The organism is Bradyrhizobium sp. 956_D2_N1_4 (assembly GCF_052076025.1).
In the GTDB taxonomy this organism is placed as follows: domain Bacteria; phylum Pseudomonadota; class Alphaproteobacteria; order Rhizobiales; family Xanthobacteraceae; genus Bradyrhizobium; species Bradyrhizobium barranii.
The window spans coordinates 5530668-5555130 of record NZ_CP197237.1; the positions used below are offsets into that span (position 1 = coordinate 5530668).

A 24463-nucleotide genomic window follows, 5' to 3' on the forward strand; every position below is an offset into this window, starting at 1 on the left:
CTCAATCCTTCGACGAGGATTGGGCGAGGAACGCCGTCACGGCGTCCCGATGCTCCGCGCTGGTGTAGCAGATGGCCTGCGCCTGGCTGCCGAGACTGAAAATGTCATGTGCGGAGTGCTCGAAGGTCTCGTTCAGGATCTTTTTGCCCAGCGCGAGCGCGGTGGGAGACCCCTGAGCCAATTCGGCCGCCCAGGCCTGCGCCGCCGGCAGCAGCTCGGTCGAGGCCACCTTGCGATCGACGATGCCGAGCGAGAGCGCTTCATCGGCCTCGACGACGCGCCCGGTGAAAATCAGCTCCTTTGCCTTCGCAAGCCCGACCCGGCGAGGCAGGAAATACAGGCCGCCGCCGTCGGGTATCAGGCCTCGCTTGATGTAGGACCAGGTGAATTTCGATCGTTCCGTTGCCATGACGAAGTCGCAGCCAAGCGCGGTGTCCGCACCGAGGCCCGCCGCGGCGCCGTTGACGGCGGCAATCGTCGGTTTCGGCAGGCCCAGCAGGAACGACTGCACGTGGTGCACGCCCTGCTGACGGCTCCATCCGTTGAATGCGACTTCGCCCTGCGGCGCTTCTAGCCGGCGCTTCATTCCGCTGATATCGCCGCCGGCGCAGAAGGCGTTGCCGCGCCCGGTCAGCACCAGGGCCTTGATCGCCCTGTCGCGGGAGACGGTTTCGAGCGCACTGACGAACTCGGTGCGCATGTCGTCGCTCATGGCATTGCGCCGTTCCGGCCGGTTGAATGCGATCGTCGCGACACCGGCGTCGACGGAAAACTCGATGAGCTGATAGGACATGGCAAGCTCCGTGGTTGGAGTTCTTCTTCCCGGTGCCTATAGCGGCTTGCAACCTCCGGAACATCCCCCTAATTCCACTGAGTGGAAATGCCGCGGGAGGCTCTGGATGTGGTGCGGGCGCGCAGATATGCGGGCGGGGTTGATGGCAACCGGTCGCTCGAAAGGGGCATCGAAATCCTTCGGGCTTTCCGGCCCGGCGTCGACACGCTGGGCAACGGCGAGATTGCGGAACGAACCGGATTGCCGCGATCGACGGTCAGCCGGCTGACACGAACGCTGGTCAATTCCGGGATGCTCGACCAGGTCCGCACCGAAAGGGCCTACCGCCTGGCCGCGTCCGTCATCGGTATCGGTCACGCGATGCGGACAGCATCACCCGTGCTCAACGCGATCGGCGCGATGATGCGGGCAGAATCGGCGAAGCGCCGGCTCAACGTGGGGCTTGCGACCGCGGATCGAACCATGATGGTCTACCTCGAATCGATCCGCTACAGCCCCCGCGCGGCGCTGCGCAACGTGGTCGCCGGGCAGCAGGTGCCGATGGAGTTGACGTCGCTCGGTCGTGCCTATCTGGCCGGCATTGCCGGGGCCGAGCGCGAGCGATTGCTAAGACTGTTCAAACGGCGCAGCGATGCGGCCACGAAGGCGCTGCTTGCGGACGTCAGGACATCGATCAGCTCCGTCGAACGCGACGGCTATTGCGCGGTGTCGTGGCAGCCTGCCGTTCTTGCCGTCGCAACGCCCATCGTGCTCGACGGGCTTCCGGTCTACGCACTGAACATGAGCCTGCAAAATGTCGATCGGTCCGATGCACTGGCGAGCGAGATCGGCTCGTACCTCAACGCCTTCGCAGCCAAGTGCAAGGAGGCGCTGGCGGGTCGTGAATCCGAATGACGCGATGGCCGACGAAGAGGGGCGCTATCGCATCTCCGGGGCTCCTCCGGCCGTCGAGCGAAAAATCAAAAAGCGAATTTCCCTTCTGATTGCGTCCCGTTCACAGGGCGACGACATACCCGTCCCGCCTCGGATCGGCGGCACCCGTCATCACTCCGGTTTCCGGATCGAGCGCGATGGCCTGCATGCCGCCGCAAAGCATGGTCCACCCGGTGTCCAGGATCTCGATCTCGTGGCCGCGGCCTTTCAGTTCGGCGATCGTCTCCGGCGCGATGCGGTTCTCCGCTTGAATGAAGCGGCCATCCCAAAGCCGCGCACGCGGCGCCTCGATAGCCTGCTGCAGCGGAAGGCCGAACTCGACATACTGCACGAAAGCCTGAGCCTGGGTTTGCGGGATGCCGTAGCTGCCGGGCGTACCCAGCGCGAGCACCGGACGGTTGCTCCGCGTCGCGAGCGATGGCGCCATGGTCACCGGCAATGCGTCGCCTGGTTTGGCCAGGTTGGGGCTTCCCGGCTGCACATCAGCCCAATGGAGATGATTGTTGAGGCAAACGCCGGTCCCGGGCACCACAACGCCGCTGCCGAACGGGCTGCCGAGACTCTGCGTGATGCAGATCAGATTGCCCTCGGCGTCTGCGATCGAGAACGAGGTGGTATGCCCGGGATCGGCACGATCTTGCGGCATCCATTGCTCGGTGGGGCCAGTGATCGGCTGGCCGTCGCTCACGCGCTGCCGCAACCGCGCGATCACCGTGTCGGACAAGGCGCCGGCTGCTTGATCCAGTCCCAGATTGCCGTGTGCGATCCGCTCGCCGGCTGCAAGACGGATCGCGCGATAGACCGTGTCGAGATGATCCGCGCCGTCCTTCGGCAGGCGCCCAAGGTCGTAACCTTCAAGAATTTTGAGGGTCAGAGCCAGTTGGAAACCGCCGCATTGCGACGCCGGGACGTGAAGCTCGAGCCCTCGATACGACACGGTCAGGGGATCGAGCCAATGCGGCTTGACGGAAGCGAAATCGGCCAGTGTCAGGCTGCCGCCGAGCGTACGGAGATAGTCTATGATCCGCCGGCCGAGCTTGCCGCCATACAGATGCTCCGGCCCCAATTCGGAGATCTCCGCAAGCGTCCGCGCGAGTTCAGGCTGAGGGATGATGCTGCCGAGCTTCACCGGTATGCCGTCCGGCAGGTAGTTCTTGACCAGCGCGCTGTGTAACTCCGGCCAGGGCTCGAGCAGCGGCACTTGCTCGTTGATCTCATCGCGACCGAAATCCGAAAGAGCAAAGCCGTCGCGCGCCAGCGTCATCGCCGGAGCCAGGACATCGGGAAGCGATTTGCGTCCAAAGCGCGAGAGCAGCTCACACCAGCCCGCGAGATTTCCGGGCGTTGAGGCCGCCTGCGCGCCGCGCTCGAGCTCGAGGCGGCTGGTGTATCTGCCGACCGGGAAGCTCGCGGGCGTCGGCGGCGCGAAGTCGAGCACGCGAACGCGCTTCTCGCTTGCGACCCAGATCGTGGCCAGTCCAAACCCGGCAAGGCCCGACATGAACGGTTCGACCACATTGAGGGCGGCCGCGGTGGCAACGGCCGCATCGAAAGCGTTGCCGCCCTGGATCAGGAGCCGTGCACCAGCCTGCGCCGCAAGCGGATGCGCGGCAGCGACCATGCCGTGCCGCGAGAACAGCGTCGGACGCCCATATGTCCTGGCGAGTTGCACCTGTTCAGGCTTCCCCGCGATCAACGACCGCTCGCCGCTGCCTGGATCGCCTCCGACATGATCTCAAGACCGCGATCGATTTCGGCCTCGGACACCGTGAGCGGCGGCGCGATTCGGAACACCCCGCCCATGCTGGGCAGCTTGACGATATTCATGCTGAGACCACGGCGCATGGTTTCCTCCATGATCCGCGCGCCGAGTTCGAAGCCCGGCGCCTTCGACTGCCGGTCGACGACGATTTCAAGACCGAGCAGAAGCCCGCGGCCTCTGACGTCGCCGACGCATTCGAACCTTTGTTGCAACGACAGCAATCCATCCCGGAGCCTGTTGCCCCTGGCGGTCGCCTGCGCGACCAGCCCGTCGCGCGCGACCACGTCGAGCACCGTCACGCCGACCGCGGCGGGCAGCGGATCGGAGACATGCGTGGTGTAGAATAGAAAGCCGCGCTCGAACGCGGCCTGCTCGATGGCCTGGGTCGTCATAACCGCGGCGAGCGGCAGGCCCGCGCCGAGCGTCTTCGACAGCGTGAGAATGTCCGGCACCACGCCGTCGCGCTCGAAGGCAAACATCTGCCCGGTGCGGCCAATTCCGGTCTGGGCCTCGTCGAGGATCAGCAGCATGCCGCGCTGTTCACATTTTCGCTTCAGTGCGGCGAGATAGCCGAGCGGCAGCTCCAGAATGCCGCCGCTAGACAGGATCGGCTCGGCGATGAAGGCCGCCAGATTGCCGGTCGACTGGCTGTCGATCAACGCGAACGCATCGTCCAGCTCGGTCTGCCAGTCGTTGCTGCCATCGGCGGTCTTGAAACGTGGCCGATAAGCGTTTGGCGCGGGAATGACGAACGATCCAGCCGCAGCCGGCCCGTAACCGCGCCGGCCCGCGCTGTAGGTCGCTGATGCCGCAGCGCCGGTCATGCCGTGCCAGCTTTGCGCGAAGGCAACGATCTCGTGCCTGCCGGTGACGAGCTTCGCCATTCGGATCGCCGCTTCGTTGGCTTCCGCACCTGTCGTCAGCAACTGCACGCGCTCGAGGCCGGGAGCAAGCGCGGCGAGGCGCTCGGCCAAATTCACCACCGGGCGCGAGAGCATGCCGCTGAAGAGATGAGCGACCGCACCCATTTGCCGCGCGACGGTTGCGACGATGTCGGGATGCGTGTGCCCTAGCACGGCACTCATCTGACCCGAGGTGAAATCGAGGATGGCTCGTCCATCGGCGTCGTACACGAAACTGCCGGCCGCCCGCTCGATAATGACGGGTTCGAAACTCGGGCCGTAGCGGGTCAGATGCGTGTTGGCGGAAGCCCAGAAATCGGGATCGCTATTCAAGGTCATGACAAGCCACCTTCATTCGGGATGCCAGACCTCTAGCCAATGATTTGGCTTCAGGCTAATTGATATAATTCAACCTGGATATCAATCTGACTGATACGGATGCTGGATCTCACCCTTCTGAGAAATTTCATCATCGTGGCCCGGGTCGGTTCCATCAGTCTGGCCGCCCTGCAAATCGGCCGGACGCAGTCCGCGCTCAGCATGCAGATGCAACGGCTGGAAGAGACGATCACGCAGCCGCTGTTTCACCGCAGCGGGTCCGGAATGAGGCTGACTGCGGCCGGCGAGAAACTGCTCGCCCACGCCGAGACGCTGCTGGCGCAGCACGACGAGATTCTGGCCGACATGAGCGGTGAAGGGCTCAAGGGGACGCTGAGCCTGGGCTGCCCGGAGGACTATTCGATCGCCTTCCTGCCGGCGCTGTTGAAGGGGTTCTGCGCGCTCCATCCCAATGTCGAACTGCGCATGGTCTGCGCCCCGACCTCCGAGCTGCGCCCCATGCTGGCGCGGCGCCAGATCGACATGGCGCTGGTCTCGCTGTCTGATGCCGGTGCGAGCGACGTGATCCGCCAGGAGCGCTTCGTCTGGGTGGCGAACGAGGCCGAACCGAAAATACTGACGCAAGACGTCCTGCCTCTGGCCCTGGCAGCACCGATGAGTCTGGACTACCGCGCAGCCTGCGCCGCGATGAACGCGGTCAATCGGCGCTACAGGGTCGCTTACGCCAGCAACAGTCTCGCCGGCCTGATCGCGATCGCGCGGTCCGGTCATGCGATCAGCGTCCTGACGCGAACCGCCGTTCCGTTCGATCTTCACGTCGTGTCGGCCGGATTGCCTCTGCTTCCGACGATCGGCATCGCGCTTGAATTCTCGGAGGCCAAGCCGTCTTTGTTGTCGACAACGCTGGCCGAGCACGTTCGCACCGTGCTGCCCGGACTGAAGACCAAGGCAGAGATCGATTGAGAGGGGTATCGGGAGAGGACGTCGCTGGTGTCCCGAAGGAGCTTATCGTCATGGGCCTCGATCACGTGCTGCTGAATCTGTTTCTTCACCTCACTCGTCAAGGAAGGTTCGGCAATGGGCGACGAACCTCGCCGGATATTGGAACAGCGCGCCGTGGCCCGAGTCGGGATAGATGATGAGCTGCGCGTTCTTCGTCGCTTTGAACATGTTGTAGGCGTTAATGCTCGGAAACATGGTATCGTCGCTGCCGTGCACGATGAGCGCCGGCTGCCCGATGGCGCGTAGCGTTGCGTCGCCTTCATCCTTGCGCGCGCACCAGCCGATGATTGCCCTCGCCTGAGGCTCGCTGACAGCGTCGCCGCTGTCCGGATCACGACCTTCAGAGCGGGCCGTTGCGCGGGCAACGAAGGCACGGCCGGCGCGCTGGCTTTCTTCGGAAGGCATGAAGAACAAGGGCAGACGCACATCCGGCGCACCTCGGGAGAAGGCGTCGTCGACCACTTCGAGAAGGTGTTCTTCGCCACCCCGTGGTGCCGCGCCGGCGATGATGACCTTGCCGATCAGGTCGGGGTACTGCACGGCGAGGACTTGGGCGAGCATACCGCCGAGGGAGAAGCCGAGAAGATCAATCTTCGACAGACCAAGGCCCCGCACGAATGACTCGGCATCGGCCGCCATCTGTTCCACCGTGTCGGGCGTCCGGCCAGTCGAAAGTGCCGATGCCGAGGTTGTTGAACGCAATGACCGGCCGCGTTTCGGCAAGGCTGTTCATCACTTCCGGATCCCAGGAATCCATCGTCCCGGTAAAGTGCTGCAGCAGGATGAGCGGTGTCCCGACCGTTGGGCCAAGCCGCCTGAAGGCAAAGCGGACGTCGCCGACGTTCAAGTATTCTGTTCTTGCGGTTTCGAGTGACATGATTGTTCCTCTGTGAGCTGCCTCGCCCGAGGCAAGGTCGATCCGGATGATTGGCGGCGCATCTACATGGTGAGGACGATGCGGAAGCGGGCTTTCCCCGCCATCATCTTGCGATAGGCTTCCGGCGCGCGTTCCAGCGGCATCGTCTCGATCATGGCAGTGACGCCGGCGAGCGAGCTGAAGCGCAATGTGGCCTCGGCGGTGGCCGGGTCACCGGTCAAGGCGCCCTCGACAGAGCGCCCGCCGAACAGAAGGTCCGAGGTTGCGATCTCTACGGGTTCGGGAGATGCACCGAGTGCGATGATCCGGCCGCGCGGCCTAAGCCCCTTCACCGCGTCGGCCACGGCCTTGCCGCCCGACGCGGTGACGACGACAAGATGAGCGCCCCCCAGATCTTGCAACGCCGAAGCAACCGGGGCGGTCGAGCTGTCGATATAATGATGGGCGCCGAGCTTTCCGGCGAGGCCATCCTTGTCCGGCCCGCGTCCGATTGCCACGACCTCGAAGCCCATGCGCCGCGCGAACTGCACGGCCAGATGTCCGAGGCCCCCGATGCCGATAACGGCGACGAGGTCGCTGGCGCGTGCGGGAGAGTTGCGGAGCGCGCTGAAGGTCGTCAGTCCCGCGCAGAGCAGCGGAGCAGCGTCTTCCGAGGCGAGACCATCGGGGATCGACACGAGGCCGCTGGCGCGCGTGAGCATGTATTGCGCGTAGCCCCCATCATGATGAATGCCGGTGAACTCCTGGTTCCGGCAGTTGACGAGATCGCCGCCGCGGCACTCTGCACAATGTCCGCAACTGCCCCCGAGGAAGCCGACGCCGACACGCTGCCCGAGCGTCCAGCCCTCGACGTTATTGCCGACCGCATCGATCACGCCTACCGCCTCATGGCCCGGCACGCGCGCCATTGGATTGGGAAGGCTTCTTCGACCGTCGCCGCGTCGGAGTGGCAGACGCCGCAAGCCTCGACGCGAAGGCGGACCTGCCCCGGGGCGGGATCGACAAGCGGCTTTTGCGTCAGTTCGAGCTGTCCCGGCCCGACGGCCTGGACGGCGGTGTATGTTGTCGGATGGTGCGACATGAAAGCTCCAGCGTCTGAAAAGCTATCAGAGCGCTACCAGCGGCCTCCCGAAGCCGACAGGACGTAGATGCCGTCATTCCGGCCATGAACATGGCGAAACGTCGCCGGAACAACCATCTAGGCGGGTAGCAACCGTTACGGAGAAAGCATGAAGATTGGCCTTGTCCTTTGCCCGAATTTCCAACCCGTCTGCTTCGGGGCCGTTGCGGCGTTCGACGTGGCCAACAAGCAAGCCGGCGAGACGCTCTACGAAGTGCGCGTCCTCTCGGAGGAAGGAGGGCTGGTCGCCTCGTGGGCCGGCATGCAGGTCATGACGGACCCATTCGACGGCGCGCCCTATGACACGCTGATCGTCGCCGCGGGCCTTGAGATACCGACGTCGTCGCCGGGATTGGTCCGGCTGCTTCGCGCCGCCGCCCGGGACGCGCGGCGGGTTGCCGCCATCTGCCTGGGCTCGTTCGTCCTGGGAGATTCCGGGTTGCTGAACGGCCGGCGCGCCACGACCCATTGGCGTTACGCGCAGGCGCTGCAGGACCGTTTCCCTAGCTGCGAGGTCGATATGGACAAGATCTTCATCGCGGATGGGCCGATTTGGACGTCAGCCGGCATGACGGCGGGAACGGACCTCGTCGTGGGCATGATCGAGCGCGACCACGGGTCCGACATCGCCCGTTCAGTCGCAAAGGGCATGGTCATGTATCATCGCCGCTCCGGCGGACAATCCCAGCATTCCACCTTGCTGGATCTCGGCGCGAATGAAGACAGGGTTCAGCGCGCATTGAACTACGCGCGTCAGAACCTTGCCGAAAGCCTGACGATTGATGACCTTGCTGAGGCCGCATGCCTCAGTCCCCGGCAGTTCACGCGACTGTTCCGGTCAGAAACGGGCACCACGCCGGCGAAGGCGGTCGAAGCGCTGCGGGTCGAAGCCGCGAAATTGATGCTGGAGCAGAGCCGGTTGCCGATCGAGGTCATCGCCCGTGAGGTGGGGTTCGCGAACCGGGAGCGGATGCGCCTGGCGTTTGCCCGCGTGCATGGAGAGGTTCCGCGAGCCATCCGCAATGACGCCGGACCGCTCGCGACGCTTTAGCCAGCGGCCCGAAGAAGCACTGCTTCCAGTTCGCGGTCGAGGTAGAGGCCGACTTGCAGGACACGATCGTCGCCGAACTGGCCAAACAGCGACAAAGGCTATCGGCTTCCGCTCCCCATTGCCCCGTGAGGAGGTTCACGGCGGAACATCCGCCATGAACTCCATCGGATGATCTTGCGCCGTTGAGTTCGAACCCCAAAAGGCTCATGGCTAGCCAAGGCGGATGTTGGAGAGATCGATCGAAACGACGAGCGGCTCGGTGCTGAAGCTGCCGTCCGGCTGACGGGCATAGATCTGACGCTTCGTCGGGAATTTGATGCCCGAGACTTCCGCATAGTCTTCGATAATGTGCGCGCCGGGCGTGTTGCCCGCGATCTCGACGTCATAGTCGTGGCGCTTCAGCAGCCCCTCGCCGTCGAAATAGAGCGTCTGTACGGTGCTGTGCGTCGCGATCCCGCCGGGAAACCGTACGGCGAGGCGGCGCCAGTCGCCGCTATCGGTCGGCCAGGGCTCCAGTTCCTCGGTTTCGACGCCCGGCCACGCAAGCAGGAACGGCATGTTCAAATAGGTCCACATGGCGCATCCGGCGAAGTAAGCCAGTTGCAGCTCCGTCCACGGCGTTTGCAGCGTGTGGCCGGCGAAGCTTGCCCGCGGCTCAAGCAGTTCTTCGAGAGCTGTTCCGCTCGCAGCTTCCAGGGCGACGCGGCCCGGCTCGAAGCGGGAGCGTCGATTCCCGGCGCCGAACGGGGCGTGCGAAGCCCACTCTTTCTTCAGACCCACCGTGACGTTGGTCTGCTCGAGGGTGAGCGCCTGCCCCTTCAAGGACCACAGGGCGCCCCCCTGTATGAGATCGGCGGAAACCTGCTCGAATTGCCGCCAGCGATCGAGGCCCCCATGAGCTTCGATGGCAAAATCCTTGAGTTGCTTCATTGGTGCGCTCCTGCGAGAGCCACGCGGGATCGCGCGGCCTTTGTGGCGGGAGCCTAGATGCTCGGCCAAGCCTGCCGAACGACTTAGATGCCTTGATTCCAGACACGACCGCGAGCCGGGCTTTCCAAACGCCTCTGCAAGCCGAGTGCGCTACCTTAGACGCTGGTACGATGCCGTTTCGACCCGGTCGACCGTTAATAATAAAACGGTTTCATTCGTGAAAACGCACCGCTTGAGCAACTGACGCGCGGCTGGTTCGATACATGCGAGCATCGGATTGCTCGGTTGTGGGCAAGTCCCTCAATGCGTCGGCTTGGCGCTGTAATTGTTCCCCCTTTCGTCCGACGCTGTCGCGATCAGAAATCGGGGAACGAAAGCTCCGTCAATACTTTGGAATCATGAGACCGTCGCTCGCCGTTAAACTACACGGCGCATGTCGCGGATAGCCAAAGGTTCCTACGCGGGGCCCGCTGTTCTCAACAACAAGCGCTCGCACAGATAGTCAAAAGCGGCGGTCTCCGGTTCCATTCCAGAATTGCCAGCCGCGCTCGCAAGCGGGGAGCTGCGTGAGGGGTTGCGCCGATGCTGGCGCTTTCTTACTGAGGCTTCCTATGCACAACCGCATTGATATAGATCCCCAGCACAGCCGAGCAATTGTAGAAGAGATTGGAGGGAGACTACGCGCGTTCCTGAAAGCAGAACCGGAACTACCGGGGAGCCTCAGCACGCAAATCGACCGGCTCCGGGAATTGGAGGAGCAGTCACCATCAATCATTCCCAATGCCGAGCGCTGGGACAAACCTCGGCGGTGAGCCGCCTCGGGACAGTACAGACGGCGCAGCCGAACAGGACGAGCAATGCCACCAGTGATGCTCCGTGCATCAAACATCTTGAGAGAGTACGGTGAGGCGCGATCCGAGTTGATCGGCAAGGCCGTCGTCCTTACCGATGGACAGGCAGGCACGGTCGAGCACGTTTGGCTGGATGAACTGCACGGGCTCCGCGTTTCGATCGCTGGTCATGATGGAAGATGGCCGGTCTCAACCATCAAGTTTGCTGAGTCCTAGACCTCGCGGCTGCGCGTTGCCCAGATCGCGTGCTCCTTTCAGAACATTCCAATCAAGATGAAAATCCCGACCTCGGTCAGGAAAGTGACGCTCATGATCGCGACCGTAAGGAACACGTCGCTCGCCGAGAGAGGATCCATGAATGCCTCGCATCTTGCGAAGCCCGGGGAGTAAATCATTCAGGCTAGAAAATGTTTCGGTTCCAAACGCAGACGGCGCGAGATGCGAGCGGCGCGGACATCCGAGGCGGCCTTAAGGCGAAGCCCGCTTAGGGGCATTTCGAGACCTGGCCGCTGTTCTGAACGATGTCGGGTTGCCCCTCACGAACCGACACCGCCGAGCCAGAGCATAAGGTCGGCAATGGGCCAACAGGCGACAATGATGAGCAAGGCCGCCAACTGGGGCGGCCTTACTCACTCTTAAATTCCGCAATCTTTCGATCTTGACACCATAGCTCTACGTCGTAGCCATCTACCAAGCATCTGGCGCGCTTCTTGGCTTCGGTTTCGTCCTTGCACATTAGAATGATGCGAAGCTCGATATGCCCTGCATCTACTGACCCCCTTCGCGCTCGGTCGGCCTGAGACGGCCTTATTCCTCAGGGGGTTGCAGACCCGAGGACGTCAGCCATTCGTCTACATGAGAAGCGGTTTCGAGCTGGCGCAGTCTGCGTTCTAGAAGATCGCGCTGCGGTCCTGGCTGCGTATTTTCGATTTCCGCTATGATGCGAGCTCGTTCCACGTGCAGATTGTCGTCGATGTGGGATTGTGAGTGTCGTCCCATGGCACTCTCCTTCCCTGCGTGAATTGGGAGGGAGCGCAACTGGCGTTCTCACCACCGATCAAGGCACGGTGCCGTGCGGTGATAGAACTAGTATGCACCCGGAACGGGAGCGACGCCAAGATCCGGTAGTGGCCATTGAACCGGATCTGAGATCTCGCCACTTCGCTCATGGGCCAACAGGGGAAGCAGCGCGGCTCGACCGTTCACTGAGCAAGCACGTCCTGATGGCGTCCGGCGTGGCCAAGCCTGGAACGCCTCAGCGACAAGATTAGCGGAAAAGCAGCCGCCGGGTTGAGCGCGGCGACGGCTTCTTCTTTACGCGCTCAGACGGCCGCGACTACCCGTCGCGTCGCATGAAGGAAACGGTTAGCGGGCGCTGCGGCGCCATCAATTGGATGACGCTCCTGTTTGCGCAATTCATCGACTAGACGTTCGAGGTAGGGTGGCAGAGGCGAGGCTTCGAGAGATAAGTTCTGTTGCAATCCGTCACCCACCTCGTCATAGATCGACCGGGCGGCCTTATGATCAATGTGGTCCGATATTCGACTGGTCGGTTCCATATCGCGACCTTTCTATTAGGCCCCACGATTAACTCAAGTTACAGGGATGCGAAAATGTTTCGCGCACATTCGAAGAATGCCGATGGCTCCGTTGAATGGAACGAAGACACTGTGTGCGTCAGAACGATTGCCATTGTCAGCGCTGATACCTGCAACCCGCTGAATTAGTGAAACTCTTGGGGCGCGACTTTCAACACTTAGAATGTCCGTTCCGGGTCAGGAGCGTTGCTGTGGCCGTGCGCCGGTCACTTCCGATCTACCCCCGACTCCAGACGTGGCGCTGCGATGCGATAACTGACGCGAAGGGCCAGAACCGGACCTCATACGCCCTTCTATGAAGAGAGCGATGCGACATTCAGGAGTTGGGCCCGATGCTCCTGAGCATGGCCTTGTCCCGGTGTGGCGTGGCGCGGTTTCGTGCCTGCTCACGGATCGCGAGATGCGAGGTACGCGACAATCGCGAGAAGGTCCTGCTCGTCGAGATTGGCTACAATTTGGGCCATTAACGGGCTCCATTCTCCCGTTCGAGCGCCATGCTGGAAGTCATAGAGCTGCCGGAACATGTAGCTCGGTGAACGACCAGCAATGCTTGGCAGCGGTCCAAGCCCTTTCAGGTCCGCGCCATGGCACAACGCGCATTGGATCGTTTTGCCCGACCCACCTTTCATGACTAGCGCCTCGCCTTTGGCGAGGCTCCCGATTGGTGCATACGCTGTGAAGGTCGATCGAGGGTCGCGGCTTTCGAAGCGGAGCAGATCGTCGGGGATCTCCACGATCCGCGCTCCGATCGGCTCGCGCTCGCTGGTTTCCACCGCCGCCCAAAGCAGACCCGCCACATAGGTCTTTGGCGCGGTGTCGCTCTCGACCACCTTGATGCGTTTGCGCGGCTGCAAGGCCGAAAAGTAGGCTGCCGCGGCTTCGATTTCGGCGTCAGTGATCGGCTTGGAAAGCTCGATCATTAGCTTTGGCGGAATTCGCTCGGGGAGGGCTGTACTACGCGCCCCGCTCTTGTAGTCGGCCATTTGCTGGATGATGTAGCTCTTCGGCAGCCCTGCAACGTCCGCGTTTTCCGGACCACCAGGCCCGGTGGCGCGGTGACAAAATCCGCATGCGAACACACCGGGTTTGCGGCCGTTCGCGACGATGTCCGGCAGCGCGCCGTGATCGCTGGGGTGCCAAATGGGCGCAACAAAACGATCACGCAACTGGCTCCAGGTATAGCCGGCCGTGCTCTCTGGCACGCGAACTGGCTTTCCGTCATCGACGGGAGGCTTGTAGTCGGGATTGTTCGGCGTATAGGCCCAAGCGGGAGGACCGTCTGCGGCGGTTGCCATCCGTATCGCGAGTAAGCCACAAACGATCACAGACGAGAGCAGCGCGGGAACAATCCTCATTTTCAGTTCCCCGAGTGTCCGGGCCGGCAGCTATGGGGAGCTTGCCTCACCCATGAACTCCGGGCAAGCCATTCAGCTGCGACGTTTTGATCTCGGCGTTGCTGTGAAGCCCCGCCGGGTTCGACGCGACCGGGGTCATTCATGACGCGAAAGGCGGTACCGTTTACTACCCCCTATTCGGTCAAGCACGACACCAAGTATGTCTGAGTTGGGTCAAAAGCCGATATCAGCCCAACTCGTTGTTATGCCCCCAATGGGGCCACAACCGGGGCTTTGCTTGTTTACTCAATGACCGTATCGGCAATCGCGACGAGCGCAGGAGGTACGGAAAGCCCCAGCTGCTTGGCTGTCTTGATATTAATGGACAACTCGAATTTGGTGACTTGGTAGATCGGGATGTCGCCGGGCTTTGCTCCTCGGAGGCCGGACGTGTTCTGCTCTCGGCCGTAACGTTCGACCTCGAGGTTTTGTCCCTCTATCTGCCCCAACCGCCGAAGCTCAGCGAATAAGGCTCGCCAAGCTTTGGTTTTGCTATGCTCACGCAAGTCCGCGCTTGGCTCTGCTGGGCTGAAAATAGCAAGGCGCTTGCGATTGGGGATCTGCTGTGCACCCGCAGCGAGCGGCCATACGACCGCCGCACCGCCAACAAGAAGACTGATGAAATCGCGCCGTCTCATGCAGCCCTCCAAGGAGGCTCAGGACCACGCTAGATTCAGTTGGAAGCATACCACATCGCGGCATGGGAGTCGGGGTATTGGAGGCGCAAGATGTCGCGCGCGGCAATCCGCTGTTCTGCGTTGCGCCATGACCGCTAAGGGTCAAAGGCTGCCCTCGGCAGCTCCACGACGCTATTCGCTCAGCTCTCGAAAGCGGACAGTGCGAGGCCAAGAGCGGAAGTCAGCTAAGGGCCAAAACCGGAAGTGGAATGGTTTTCGATACATCTAGGGCGATTGATCTTAGGCCTGTACCAAGCGACAGTATGGACATGGAGATGCAATGTCCGAACTGGAAAAGTCATTCTTGGCTTCCCTATTGTTGGGCCATCTTGATATTTTCTTGTTCGCGGGTGGTGGTCGCGCTCGGGCTGGTATTCTCTCAAAAATATCTGGCCATCGGGAGGGCCGATGTCTGGTCTGCGGGACCGATCTGGTACCACCAATTGTTACAATGGGACTCGGAATGGTATTTCAAGATCGTCACAGAAGGCTATCGGTATAACGGCGATCCGACTATTCAACAGAATATCGTGTTTTACCCGCTGTATCCCATTCTCGCATGGGGCCTGACAACGATTAGCGGCCTCACGCCTGCGGATGCTTTGCTGTTGGTATCGAATGTCGCAGGATTGTTTGCTATCGTCGTTCTTTTCAAGCTGGTTCGCGAAGAATCTGGTGATCAACTCGCTCTCGCCACCATCGCGCTGTTCAGCTTTTTTCCGGCTTCGGTTTTGCTATCGGCCGGGTATACCGAATCCTTAGCACTGCTTCTAATCGTTTCGTTTTTTCTTGTTTTAAAACGAAAACATTATTTGTCGGCAGCGCTGCTCGCAGGCTTGGCACTTACCGACCGATCAACGGGCATTGTATTATTGCCGGTCCTTCTCTGGGAGATGTGGCGCAATCGCAATGAGAAGCCATTCCTTGTTGCCCTCTTGCCATGCATCCTTCTCGCGACATCGGGTATCTGGCTGTTCATGATTTATCTCTGGAGCTCTTTCGGGGCTCCGTTTGCATTTTCAGATGGGCAGACGGCTTTCCATCAAGGAACGACCTTGGCTACACGATTGATTGCAGCACTCAAATTTGAACCCTTCACCCGAATGATGCTCAATGACTGGAATCCATGGGGGCAAGCCAGCTGGTTTACATTGTTGTTCCTTGTCCTGATTGTTGTGGGTTGGTCTCGACTGCCCTCAACTTGGACAGTGTTTGCCATGGGTGTGCTGTTGTTGCCATATCTAACACTCAGCGGTGGGCCGGCAGGCTTCGTCTCAATGAGCCGATTTAATCTCCTCTCATTTCCACTTTTTGTAGTGCTGGCTGATTTGGGATTGCGACCGAAGTGGCTTTTTGCAGGAGTGATAGGACTTTTCGGTGCGTCTTTGCTCATGAACGCCGCCCTGTTTGCTCGGAGAATTTGGATCGGTTGATCGCTACAAGGCGCTCACGGCGACATCTCCCTAGCCGCAGCGACCAGTTTCACACTGCGTACCCCGCAATAGATCTTTCAGATCTAACGTCCGCTCCGGGTCACCAGCGGACAAATCTCGATAAGCTTCCGATAGCGCGCTCCTGCCGAAAGCAGCCTTCGCACCCTCGCTTCGCACTGCTTCGAACCCCTTCGCACTCATGTGCTTCGCACCCCCCTTATACCCCCCGGCCGGTGCGAAGCCCGGCCCCGGTCTCCGAAGACCGGGCCGGGCTTCGCCCTAACTCGTTACTCAGCTAAAAGGTGACTTTGGCGCGCGAGGCGGCAATATCTGCTAGGGACCTATAAGTCGAAATCACAGCAAACAGCATCTCTATTCGATCACCTCATCGGCGCGAAGGAGCAATAAGGTCGGCACGCTGAGACCGAGTGCGTTGGCAATTTTCATGTTGATCACGAAGTCGAATTTGACCGGCTGCTCTACCGGCAGATCAGACGGCTTGGCGCCTTTGAGGATCTTATCGACGTAGCTTCCTGCGCGGCGGAACAGATCGGCTATATCGGGGCCGTAGACGATCAATCCATCACTAGCGAATTGTCGGGAGAAATGAATCGCAGGCAGATGATGTTTCGCCGCGAGCGCGACAACTCGGGGGGCCTCGACAACGGTGAGAGTATCGCCAAAAACAATGATTGCATCCGCGCGCTGGGCTGCGGCCGAGGCAAAGGCAACATCAAGTTCCTCGGCCGTGGTCGCCTGAACTATCGGCAGAGCCACGCCGAGGTTGCGCGCCGTACTTGGTACCTCATCGGCTAACAACAGCCTGTGCATTGGGTTGCCGGGATTGACCAAGATCGCAATTTGCGAGGCACCGGGCACCAGTTCCCGCAGGATTTCTATTCGTTTTGCGACGAAACTTCCTGGCACGTAGGTCGCAAGCCCCGTTATGTTGCCGCCCGGACGCGCTAGGCTTTGTACGAGGCCGAGTCCCACGGGATCGGCCACAGCTACGAATACAATGGGAATGGTCGTGGTCGCCGATTTCAGGGCTTCGGTTGCCTGTGGTGCCGCGACGACGAGCACATCGGGACGGAGAGCAATCAGATCGGCAATTGAAACTGGCAGTCGGTCCGGGGGTTGGGAAAAACGATAGTCAATAGTCAGGTTTCTTCCGTCTATCCAGCCATTGTTTCGCAATCCATCGAACAACGCCCGCTCGGCTTGATTGAGCGCCTGCCCGCCTCCGTCACCTACGGCGAGAAAGCCAAGTCGATGGCGTCTACCCTGCGCGCGCAAACGCCCTGACCAAGCGAGAAACGCCGCAGCGGCTATAAACTCTCGCCGCTTCATTCGACCCTCATCGCAACTTGAGGAGGACGCAGTGCAGAGTATCAGATTTCAAGGGTCGTGGTACTCGGTGAGATGCTTTGCTGCGTCGCAAAGCGGGAAGGCGCATGCCCGCAACCGGTCACTACCAGCCTCAGCCTGACGTGCGATAACAAACAGAGACTTAAACCGCGACAGCGCTGTGATGATCTCCTCTACCATGCCCTCCGCAAAATATTCCTGCTCAGGGTCGCCGCTCATGTTCTCAAACGGCAGCACGGCGATGGAAGGTCTGTCGGGGAGCGCAAGATCGAGTTTTTGAAGTTCTACCTGATCGTCGGCAACTGTTGCGCCTGCCGGTTCCTTCGCTTCCCGAACAGCTCCAACGAAACGAAAGCCCTTGCGCTGTAGTGTCTTGATGAAGCGTTGTTCGTCGCCAGAATCGCCAATTGCAATCCGGGCGGCGTTTAAGCGGGTTGTCAGCGCCGCATCGGATACGCTTCGCCCATTCCAAATGGCTTTGATGAGGTCATCCGTGCTGACAACTCGCTCCCTATTGCGGATCAGGTAATCGATCAGGTCAAATACCTGTGGTGCGACGGAGACGACGTCCGCCCCGCGATGCAGCTCGCGTCGGTCCGTGTCGAATACGTACTCCGCGAAGAGATAGCGCAAGATGCGAATCCCGTTGGATGAGGGCTCCCATAACCGGGTAGCGCTTTGGCCTCGCCGAAAATCGCGAGAATAAGCCGCCGGTTGGGACAATGTAAGCTGCCGGTCAAGCGTCCCCGCCAATCCCGCGGCACTCTCCCGTCGGGGGAAAAACACCGTCCAGGAGACACCAGAATGACCACGACGCACGGCACTACGTGGCTGGAATGGACATCCGTATCGACCTGGCATGTCACCAGCTTCATCTCGAAATGTTGGGATGCCTTTCAGGAGCGCCGCGAACGCCAAAAATTGAGCGCCACCTTGTCCGACCTAAGCGACGGAGAACTGATGGATATCGGCACCACGCGCGGCGAGATCGACTACGTCGCCTCGCACCGAGGTATTGACCCGGGGGGCATCCGATCCGGCGAATGGCTGCGATATCTGCCAACGGTGGACGGCCAGGTTGGGCCTAGGCCAACAGCTGACATCGAGGGACGTCAATGGAATGACAGAAGCGGACAGATTAAGTCGGGCTTTATTCGATAACCTCGTCGGCGCGTGTTAGAATGCTCTCCGAGATGTTCAGGCCGAGCCAGCTGACCGCCTCGACCGCGACATTTATCTGGTGCTTGAAGACTTCGGCGCGCGTGCCGGTTGCGCCTGGCGCGAGACCGACGAGACTGACACCGACCTCGAGACGATCCTGCAAAATCTCCGGTCCGGCCAGTACGCCTATCCGGTCCGAATTGTATCCTTCAATGCGGTCGAGGGGTGGTCGCGGGATGCGACTTCCGGGGTCGCCGACGCATTGGCCCAGCGCGCAACCGACACCGACGCCAAGATCTCGTCTGCGCTGCAAGACTTCATCGCCGCTAACGCCACAAAGCGCTTCGACATGCAGCTAGCGCTGCCATTGCAGTGGGTCGCCTGATGTTCAGCGAGGGTAACCCGGCGGCGGCCGGTGCCACGACCACGACGTGCGTCAACTGTGACGATCACGGCTGGGTATCGGGACAGAACATCACCCTGATCAGATTTGGGCGACACAATCAATGAGGGTTGGCCCGAACGCTTCGCAATGCGCGCGAATGCGATCGGCCTTCAAAGAATCAAAAAGAACTTAGGAGCCAGTGAGCCCTTCTCACGTTGTTGAGGAAACAACCCAAGGAGGAACTCATGCGTCGCATCGCACTTGCAGCAATCGTTGTTGCCGTTGGCTTGACGCCAGTGGTGGCTCAACAGACCTCGCCAAACATGCAAAACGAAGCCGATAAAGGCATCAAGACTCAAAACTCCGGTGCGTCGGGTTACGTCGGTGAACAGGACAGACCAGGTTCCGCAGCGCAGATGCCGGGCAGCAGCTCGGGTCGCGCCGATTCTACGACGACGGCACCAAGCGCTCAAAATTCGGGAACAGGAATTGCCGGAGCACCGGGTAGCACAAGCGGCCCCTCTCCTAAAGGTACTGTCGGTCAGAACACGACGACCCAGCAACAGGACTCATCGAATATCAAAGGTCTGCCGGGAAACAAGAGCGGCCCGCCCGCCAAGCGTTGACGGCTCGTTGCTCGAAGGCGCGTGGCGTAATCGCCACGCGCCCTGATTGCTCTTATACCGGCAAATTATCGGTCATGCCGGGAGGAAGCTCATCTGGTTGCGACCGTTCCGCCAGAAGCTGTTTTTCGGCTTCAAACCAGAAGGTCTCCATGTCCCCGCTTGGCTCGCCCGCAGCACGCCAAAGCTCGTAGGCACGAATACGAATGTCTTCCTGACTTAAGTTTGGCATGGTCGCTCCTCCTATTGCGCAAACCTTGCTCTAGAAGTTCTCGCGATCGATCTTCGGTGCCGCCGGAAAACGTATCGACGTTTTAATCTTGCGGTTGTCGTCCGAGCGGCATACTCGATGCGATCTATGTCGGCGTTATCGGCCGCAGTAACGTCCAAACGCCAATTCATGCCGTTCGGATAACCTTCGTCGCATTCGATTTCGACCGCGATGACCAATTCGCCTCCCGGAAAGCTCCGGATCTCCTGCAGTGCTATCAGCTCCAGATCTTTCCTTGACACGCTGATCATTGCGAGGCTCCGCCCGCCACTTCCTCTGACAATACGTTGCGTTATTGCCTCGTTCCTAAAGCTTGAGACGAACAGCATGCCGTCTTGTCGCACAGGTAAGGCACAGCAGACCCCGTCAGTTCTGGAGGAACCAGGCTCTCCACGGTTCATTGTCGCTCGAGGAGGACGCCATGACTGACACGCCATCCCAAACCCAAACCTCAACTTTCGCTGCCGCCAACGAAACGGTCCGCGAGGTCGCACGCGATGTCCGCCAGGGGCTCGGCGACGGCGAGCCGCCTGGCCACTGGAAGGCTATCGTCAGCGACCTAACGCGCGAGGCTCCGCTCGCATCGCTCGGAATCGCCTTCCTGATTGGATATATATTGGCGCGCCGTTGATCGCTTCCCGCTCTTGGCGTCGAGGACGATGAACGTGCGGCCTTCCAGGTCGAGGCCGAAGCCAACGGCAAGAACGCCGAATGCGTCAAAGCGCGCTGGCCAATTTCCACGATAACCGCGGCACAGCCGCGACGCTGCTGGCTGAGGCCGGCGCAACGGCCCCGGAGATCGCCGAGGCGCTATGCTGGAGCGTCGATAAGGCGCAGAAGGTGATCGATCTCTACCTCGCCAGCGGGGCGTGCTGGCGGCCAATGCAATAGCGAAGCTTGAGCAATTTCGAGATCGAAAGAGACTGCACCACCGGAGTAGAAGCCAAGCAGCGACTGCTGGAGGCGAATATGATTTGCGCCTTCGGTTTTGCGGCTTCTACGGCGTGATGCGTCGCAGCGATGGCTGCCTGGTGCGCTGCGTCTAAACACTCTGGAACCACCCATCGGACCATCGGTATGCATTCACCTTTGTTCTGCACGTGGATGCGCGTGCAGGAACACAGGCCGATGAGTTCGCATTGTCCATCAGTTTCATTTGTGCGTGAGGCCGATCATGCAAGTTCTTTGTAGAATGATCGCGATTGCAACAATCCCAGCTTGGATGGCGATCTACTCAACTCCTGCTGTCGGACAAAACTTCGATGACAGGTGGTCCATCATTCCAAGAGCTCACGCGGAGCCAGCTCCTGAAGGAAGCGACCAGACAAAGAAGGACGAAACGCAAACGCAACCTTCGATCACACAGCAAACGCAACCTCAGACTTCGGAAGAGCCCTCGAAAGATCGTTCAAGAGCTCAATCTCAGAATCGAGTCTTCTCCGGCACGGCCTCCTACTATTCTTATGCCAAAGGCAAGACAGCGAGCGGTTCATCGTTTGATCGTAATCGGCTAACAGCAGCGCACCGCCGCCTGCCCTTCGGTACCAAGCTGCGCGTCACCCACGGAAGCCGAAGCGTCATCGTCATAGTCAATGACCGCGGTCCGTTCGTCCGCGGTCGTGTCCTCGACCTTTCGTTGGCCGCGGCGCGGAGCTTGGGTATTACGGATCGTGGCGTGGCTCAGGTTCATGCGGAGGTGTTGTGAGCATTCGGTGGTGTCTCAGTTTGTAATTTGGCGAGCGACCTTATGAGTCCTCGTTGGTTTTTTGCTCGCTGGCTTCTAGCTGAAGCAATCCAATGAAAACTACCAAACCGACAAGCGCTCCGATGGCCGCGCCAGTATTTTCCGCGAAAGACTCCCGCCGATGCCTTTGCCGATGAACGAGCCGAAAATGGCGGTGAACCAACACCATAACGCGGCAAATATCGCCAATGCGGCGTACTTGCAGGCGGTTAAGAGCTTTCGGCCGATCGAGGCAATTGACATTTCTCGACCCTATAAAAAGCGCGAAGCCGCTGAGATTTCAAACTGAGACACTACCGAGCATTCGACCACTCGAGGAGTATGGGGGCAGGATCGCTTGTGCAGATAGATAGGTGACGAGGGTCGCTAACGCTTTCGCCTTCTCCGACTGCGCAGGTTGCTCGATAAGCCGACATAAACGTGCGCGTCCATGCACGTTAACTTATCCGGGCATACATCTGATGGGTATCAACGCGGGCTCGCTATTTCCTTGGTCTGGACGGATGAAGCATGCTCTATTCGAGCGCCTTACTTCGGTAGCTGCAAGCCGGGTGAGTTCAGCCATCCCTCGATATGGGCGGCGACATCGGCTTCGCGGGCCGTCCTCAAAAGGTCCTCCTGCTCTGGACCCTGCGGCAATCGCTCTGCCTTTTCTCTCGCTAGTCTGGCTTCCTTGATGAGCTGCTCTCCGAGCGTTCTATTCGGTGTGAACCGGAAGCGCTTCATGACTTCCACCTGTCACCAAGTTCGCTCTGCTTAAACCCTTTCAGGCCACCGAAGTTCTACGGAACTCTACACCTTGTGTTCGCGCAGCGGAACACCTTCGTTCGCCGCATGTTCTCGAAGTGAAGGGGGCTACGCCCTCCACCTTCCGCCTAGTCCATCCGGGCAATGAACAGAGTTCCGGAATCCGGAACCTTGCCAATTCCCAAAATTGTACAGCGGTGAACCAGACGGAATTCGCGAACAAAACGGCAGCAACTAGCAAGGAGGACCATCATGAGCAGTATGAACTCTGTGGTTCACTTCGAAATGCCCTACGACGACCGCGAACGCATGGCGAAGTTCTATGAAAACGTATTTGGCTGGCAGACACAGATGCTCGGGGAGGAAATGGACAACTATGTCCTTGCCACGACAACCCAAACGGACGAGAGCGGCCCCAAGCGACCAAGCGCGATCAATGGCGGCTTTTTTCCGAGGAAGCCCGATTGGCCGGCGCAATACCCTTCCCTCGTCATCGCAGTCGATGACATTCACGCTGCGATGAGCCAAGTGACTGACGCTGGTGGCACGATACTGGGCGAGCCTTTGACGATACAAGGCGTAGGCCAGTACGTCTCGTTCTTTGACACAGAGGGCAACCGCGTAAGCATGCTTCAACCCATTCCGCGCAACTAACATGCCCGCATGACGGAATAGGCATGAAAGAGATCTCGCTGCCCGAGATGTCCCTGTTGGGCACCTACGACGCGATCAAGTGACGTTTGTTCGATGTCTGCATCGGGTCAATCGCGTCGGTTTGGCTCTCAGCCGCATATTTCCGGTCTGCCCCTATCAACCGACACGCAACCGCACCGCGTCAACGGGAGCGATGGGCCATGTGTGGACGGCTCCGGGTTGGCAAGAAGAATCTTCACGTCGCAGTATTGGTCGGAGCAGCCATGTGTTCGGCCTGTTAGCGCGGTTCACGCGACCGCTGGCCATAATGCCCTCCGCGGATCAGGTCCCGGTCAAAAGCACGCATTCGATGATGCCATGGCCCAAGTGGGTTGTCCTGATCGCCGGATCGACCGATAGCGGATGACCGCGAGCGCGCCGGCTGTAAACAAGCTGTGCAAATAGCGATCGCCTTGTTTGCTGATACTGCCAAGCTTGTTCTTGCCCCCGCCTCGAGTTCTGCTTCGGCACGAGCCCGACCCAGGCCGAGAAGTCCCGTCCCGATCGGAAAACCTTGGGATCAGCAATGCTTGCGACTAGAGCTGTTGCCAGCGCCGGACCGACACCGGGGATCGCGTCAAGTTGCTTGCTCGTCACATTTGACCGATGCCAAGCGATGATGCGGCGATCGAACTCCAGTATCTGGGCCTTCAGCGAGCGCAATTGGCTGCCCAGCGCAGTGAGGCACATTCGTGCGACCTCTGGGAGCCGGTGATCGGCTGTATCGGTGACGACCTCAAGCAGCTGCTCGACACCCTTGCGCCCGACGGGGGCGACGATCCCGAACTCGGCAAGATACGCGCGGATCGAATTGATGACGGCGGTCTGCTGGCGAACGAACAGATGACGCGCACGATGAAGCATCAGGCAACTCTGCTGCTCAGATGTCTTGGTCGGCACGAACCGCATGTTTGGCCTCGTGACTGCCTCGCAAATCGCCTCCGCGTCGGTGGTGTCGTTCTTCTGCCGCTTGACGTAGGGCTTCACATAGACCGGCGGCATCAACCGCACCGTATGGCCGAGCGCCTGCAACTCGCGGGACCAATGGTGCGACGAGGCGCCGGCCTCGATCCCCACCAGGCATGGCTGTAGCCTCTGGAAACACGCCAGGACGTGCTGGCGCCTCAGCTGACGGCGTATGACCACCTGGCCGGCCGCATCAACGCCATGCATTTGAAAGACCGACTTCGCGATATCCAGACCGATTGTCGAAATTGACTGCATAGGTTGCTCCTCCGAATCTTGGGAGCCTTAAACAGCGCCCACTCCTTGGTACGCTCGTGCCGGTGGAGGAGCCGTCCACAGCATCATGAGCCGACATCGCTCCAATCAAGCGGCGATACTTGTCGGGCTTCTTAACGGCCGTAAGGGAAGCAGCGGTGGCGATCGAGTGTGAGGCCGAAATGCGTTCCCAGCGCAGCGATGGCCGCGTCCTGCTCAGGATAAGGATCGGCATTGGATGCGGCAACGATGATGATCCGGAACCCGCCGCGATCCTTGCCACCCGGAGGCAGCATCGCTGTAGCCAGGGCATTGCCCTCCCTGTCGCGGAGCGTGAGGAAAACCGGCATCTCTCGCTGTACATAGGCCTCGAGGCCGATGTCGCGCTCGATCGCGTCCGGCCGCTCCGGACGCCAGGACTGGACTGCCTTCTCCCACTCATTGCGGAAATATTTCTCGACTGTGTGGCCCATCAGGCGCGACTCATGCGCCGCTTCACCTTCCGTCTCGATACGGAACCAGGCCTTACCCTTCGGCGCGTCGCAAACGTACCGCATTTCGCTCGTCCGCGATCGCCGCAATTCTAGG

The 24463-nt window shown here is 60.4% G+C and carries 24 protein-coding genes and 2 pseudogenes; 13 read left to right on the forward strand and 13 right to left on the reverse strand.

The genetic code is table 11. From position 1 onward, the window contains the following. Nucleotide 1: 1 nt before the first annotated feature. Entirely contained in the window at nt 2-793 is a 792-nt protein-coding gene (locus AB7535_RS26190; RefSeq protein WP_439035427.1) for an enoyl-CoA hydratase/isomerase family protein, read from the reverse strand. 108 nt (nt 794-901) lie between these two features. On the opposite strand from AB7535_RS26190, the gene AB7535_RS26195 reads away from it, so the two are divergent. Continuing rightward, nucleotides 902-1687: an IclR family transcriptional regulator gene (locus AB7535_RS26195; RefSeq protein WP_439035428.1), complete on the forward strand. Its 786-nt coding sequence runs from the start codon at nt 902-904 to the stop codon at nt 1685-1687. Between the two features lie 100 nt (nt 1688-1787). Here the strand turns inward: AB7535_RS26195 and AB7535_RS26200 are convergent, their stop codons facing one another. Continuing rightward, nucleotides 1788-3398: a gamma-glutamyltransferase family protein gene (locus tag AB7535_RS26200; RefSeq protein WP_439037159.1), complete on the reverse strand. Its 1611-nt coding sequence runs from the start codon at nt 3396-3398 to the stop codon at nt 1788-1790. Nucleotides 3399-3418: 20 nt separating this feature from the next. Continuing rightward, nucleotides 3419-4729 (reverse strand): aspartate aminotransferase family protein, encoded by a 1311-nt coding sequence (locus AB7535_RS26205; protein WP_439035430.1) that lies wholly within the window; start codon nt 4727-4729, stop codon nt 3419-3421. 99 nt (nt 4730-4828) lie between these two features. On the opposite strand from AB7535_RS26205, the gene AB7535_RS26210 reads away from it, so the two are divergent. Next, complete coding sequence (locus tag AB7535_RS26210; RefSeq protein WP_208088282.1) at nt 4829-5692, forward strand: LysR substrate-binding domain-containing protein; 864 nt, start codon at nt 4829-4831, stop codon at nt 5690-5692. Nucleotides 5693-5782: 90 nt separating this feature from the next. Here the strand turns inward: AB7535_RS26210 and AB7535_RS26215 are convergent. Together AB7535_RS26215 and AB7535_RS26220 are read right to left on the reverse strand one after the other, a co-directional pair. Continuing rightward, nucleotides 5783-6608 (reverse strand): annotated as a pseudogene (locus AB7535_RS26215) (alpha/beta fold hydrolase). A gap of 62 nt (nt 6609-6670) precedes the next feature. Next, nucleotides 6671-7516: a zinc-binding dehydrogenase gene (locus AB7535_RS26220; RefSeq protein ID WP_439037160.1), complete on the reverse strand. Its 846-nt coding sequence runs from the start codon at nt 7514-7516 to the stop codon at nt 6671-6673. 321 nt (nt 7517-7837) lie between these two features. Between AB7535_RS26220 and AB7535_RS26225 the strand changes: the two genes are divergently transcribed. Further along, entirely contained in the window at nt 7838-8779 is a 942-nt protein-coding gene (locus AB7535_RS26225) for a GlxA family transcriptional regulator (RefSeq protein ID WP_208088285.1), read from the forward strand. 210 nt (nt 8780-8989) lie between these two features. Here AB7535_RS26225 and AB7535_RS26230 read toward each other — a convergent pair whose 3' ends face one another. Further along, complete coding sequence (locus tag AB7535_RS26230) at nt 8990-9709, reverse strand: hypothetical protein (RefSeq protein ID WP_439035433.1); 720 nt, start codon at nt 9707-9709, stop codon at nt 8990-8992. 857 nt (nt 9710-10566) lie between these two features. On the opposite strand from AB7535_RS26230, the gene AB7535_RS26235 reads away from it, so the two are divergent. Then, nucleotides 10567-10776: a PRC-barrel domain-containing protein gene (locus AB7535_RS26235; RefSeq protein ID WP_225005375.1), complete on the forward strand. Its 210-nt coding sequence runs from the start codon at nt 10567-10569 to the stop codon at nt 10774-10776. A gap of 1768 nt (nt 10777-12544) precedes the next feature. Here AB7535_RS26235 and AB7535_RS26240 read toward each other — a convergent pair. Continuing rightward, the gene (locus AB7535_RS26240) at nt 12545-13513 is read right to left on the reverse strand and encodes a c-type cytochrome (protein ID WP_439035434.1); all 969 of its coding nucleotides are present in this window, start codon (nt 13511-13513) and stop codon (nt 12545-12547) included. A gap of 281 nt (nt 13514-13794) precedes the next feature. Beyond that, entirely contained in the window at nt 13795-14190 is a 396-nt protein-coding gene (locus AB7535_RS26245; RefSeq protein ID WP_439037161.1) for a hypothetical protein, read from the reverse strand. Between the two features lie 248 nt (nt 14191-14438). Here AB7535_RS26245 and AB7535_RS26250 point away from each other — a divergent pair, with 248 nt between their 5' ends. Beyond that, the gene (locus AB7535_RS26250; RefSeq protein ID WP_439037162.1) at nt 14439-15662 is read left to right on the forward strand and encodes a mannosyltransferase family protein; all 1224 of its coding nucleotides are present in this window, start codon (nt 14439-14441) and stop codon (nt 15660-15662) included. A 372-nt stretch (nt 15663-16034) separates the two neighbouring features. Here AB7535_RS26250 and AB7535_RS26255 read toward each other — a convergent pair whose 3' ends face one another. Beyond that, the gene (locus AB7535_RS26255; protein ID WP_439037163.1) at nt 16035-17012 is read right to left on the reverse strand and encodes an ABC transporter substrate-binding protein; all 978 of its coding nucleotides are present in this window, start codon (nt 17010-17012) and stop codon (nt 16035-16037) included. Nucleotides 17013-17144: 132 nt separating this feature from the next. After that, nucleotides 17145-17663 (reverse strand): annotated as a pseudogene (locus AB7535_RS26260) (winged helix-turn-helix domain-containing protein); the annotation flags it as partial. Between the two features lie 171 nt (nt 17664-17834). On the opposite strand from AB7535_RS26260, the gene AB7535_RS26265 reads away from it, so the two are divergent. From AB7535_RS26265 to AB7535_RS26275, 3 genes are all read left to right on the forward strand, one after another. Further along, nucleotides 17835-18191, forward strand: a complete 357-nt coding sequence (locus tag AB7535_RS26265; protein ID WP_439035436.1) for a DUF1127 domain-containing protein — start codon at nt 17835-17837, stop codon at nt 18189-18191. A gap of 79 nt (nt 18192-18270) precedes the next feature. Then, nucleotides 18271-18576, forward strand: a complete 306-nt coding sequence (locus AB7535_RS26270) for a hypothetical protein (RefSeq protein WP_225005379.1) — start codon at nt 18271-18273, stop codon at nt 18574-18576. Between the two features lie 245 nt (nt 18577-18821). Next, nucleotides 18822-19202 (forward strand): hypothetical protein, encoded by a 381-nt coding sequence (locus tag AB7535_RS26275; protein WP_208088292.1) that lies wholly within the window; start codon nt 18822-18824, stop codon nt 19200-19202. A 52-nt stretch (nt 19203-19254) separates the two neighbouring features. Here AB7535_RS26275 and AB7535_RS26280 read toward each other — a convergent pair whose 3' ends face one another. Then, nucleotides 19255-19431 carry a DUF2934 domain-containing protein gene (locus tag AB7535_RS26280; protein ID WP_208088293.1) on the reverse strand — a complete coding sequence of 59 codons (177 nt, stop codon included), beginning with the start codon at nt 19429-19431 and terminating at the stop codon, nt 19255-19257. Nucleotides 19432-19891: 460 nt separating this feature from the next. Between AB7535_RS26280 and AB7535_RS26285 the strand changes: the two genes are divergently transcribed. The 5 genes from AB7535_RS26285 (at nt 19892) to AB7535_RS26305 (ending at nt 22615) form a co-directional block, all read left to right on the forward strand. Then, nucleotides 19892-20101, forward strand: coding sequence for a hypothetical protein (locus AB7535_RS26285; RefSeq protein WP_439035438.1), 210 nt, complete (start codon nt 19892-19894; stop codon nt 20099-20101). An 80-nt stretch (nt 20102-20181) separates the two neighbouring features. Next, nucleotides 20182-20361 carry a helix-turn-helix domain-containing protein gene (locus AB7535_RS26290; RefSeq protein WP_439035439.1) on the forward strand — a complete coding sequence of 60 codons (180 nt, stop codon included), beginning with the start codon at nt 20182-20184 and terminating at the stop codon, nt 20359-20361. 283 nt (nt 20362-20644) lie between these two features. Continuing rightward, nucleotides 20645-21175 (forward strand): septal ring lytic transglycosylase RlpA family protein, encoded by a 531-nt coding sequence (locus AB7535_RS26295; protein ID WP_439035440.1) that lies wholly within the window; start codon nt 20645-20647, stop codon nt 21173-21175. Between the two features lie 172 nt (nt 21176-21347). Then, the gene (locus AB7535_RS26300) at nt 21348-21503 is read left to right on the forward strand and encodes a hypothetical protein (RefSeq protein ID WP_439037164.1); all 156 of its coding nucleotides are present in this window, start codon (nt 21348-21350) and stop codon (nt 21501-21503) included. Nucleotides 21504-22213: 710 nt separating this feature from the next. Then, nucleotides 22214-22615, forward strand: a complete 402-nt coding sequence (locus AB7535_RS26305; protein WP_247458040.1) for a VOC family protein — start codon at nt 22214-22216, stop codon at nt 22613-22615. 321 nt (nt 22616-22936) lie between these two features. On the opposite strand, the gene AB7535_RS26310 is transcribed toward AB7535_RS26305, so the two are convergent. Together AB7535_RS26310 and AB7535_RS26315 are read right to left on the reverse strand one after the other, a co-directional pair. Beyond that, nucleotides 22937-23878, reverse strand: coding sequence for an IS110 family transposase (locus AB7535_RS26310; RefSeq protein WP_439035441.1), 942 nt, complete (start codon nt 23876-23878; stop codon nt 22937-22939). Between the two features lie 131 nt (nt 23879-24009). After that, nucleotides 24010-24432: a hypothetical protein gene (locus AB7535_RS26315; RefSeq protein WP_354112642.1), complete on the reverse strand. Its 423-nt coding sequence runs from the start codon at nt 24430-24432 to the stop codon at nt 24010-24012. Between the last annotated feature and the right edge of the window lie 31 nt (nt 24433-24463).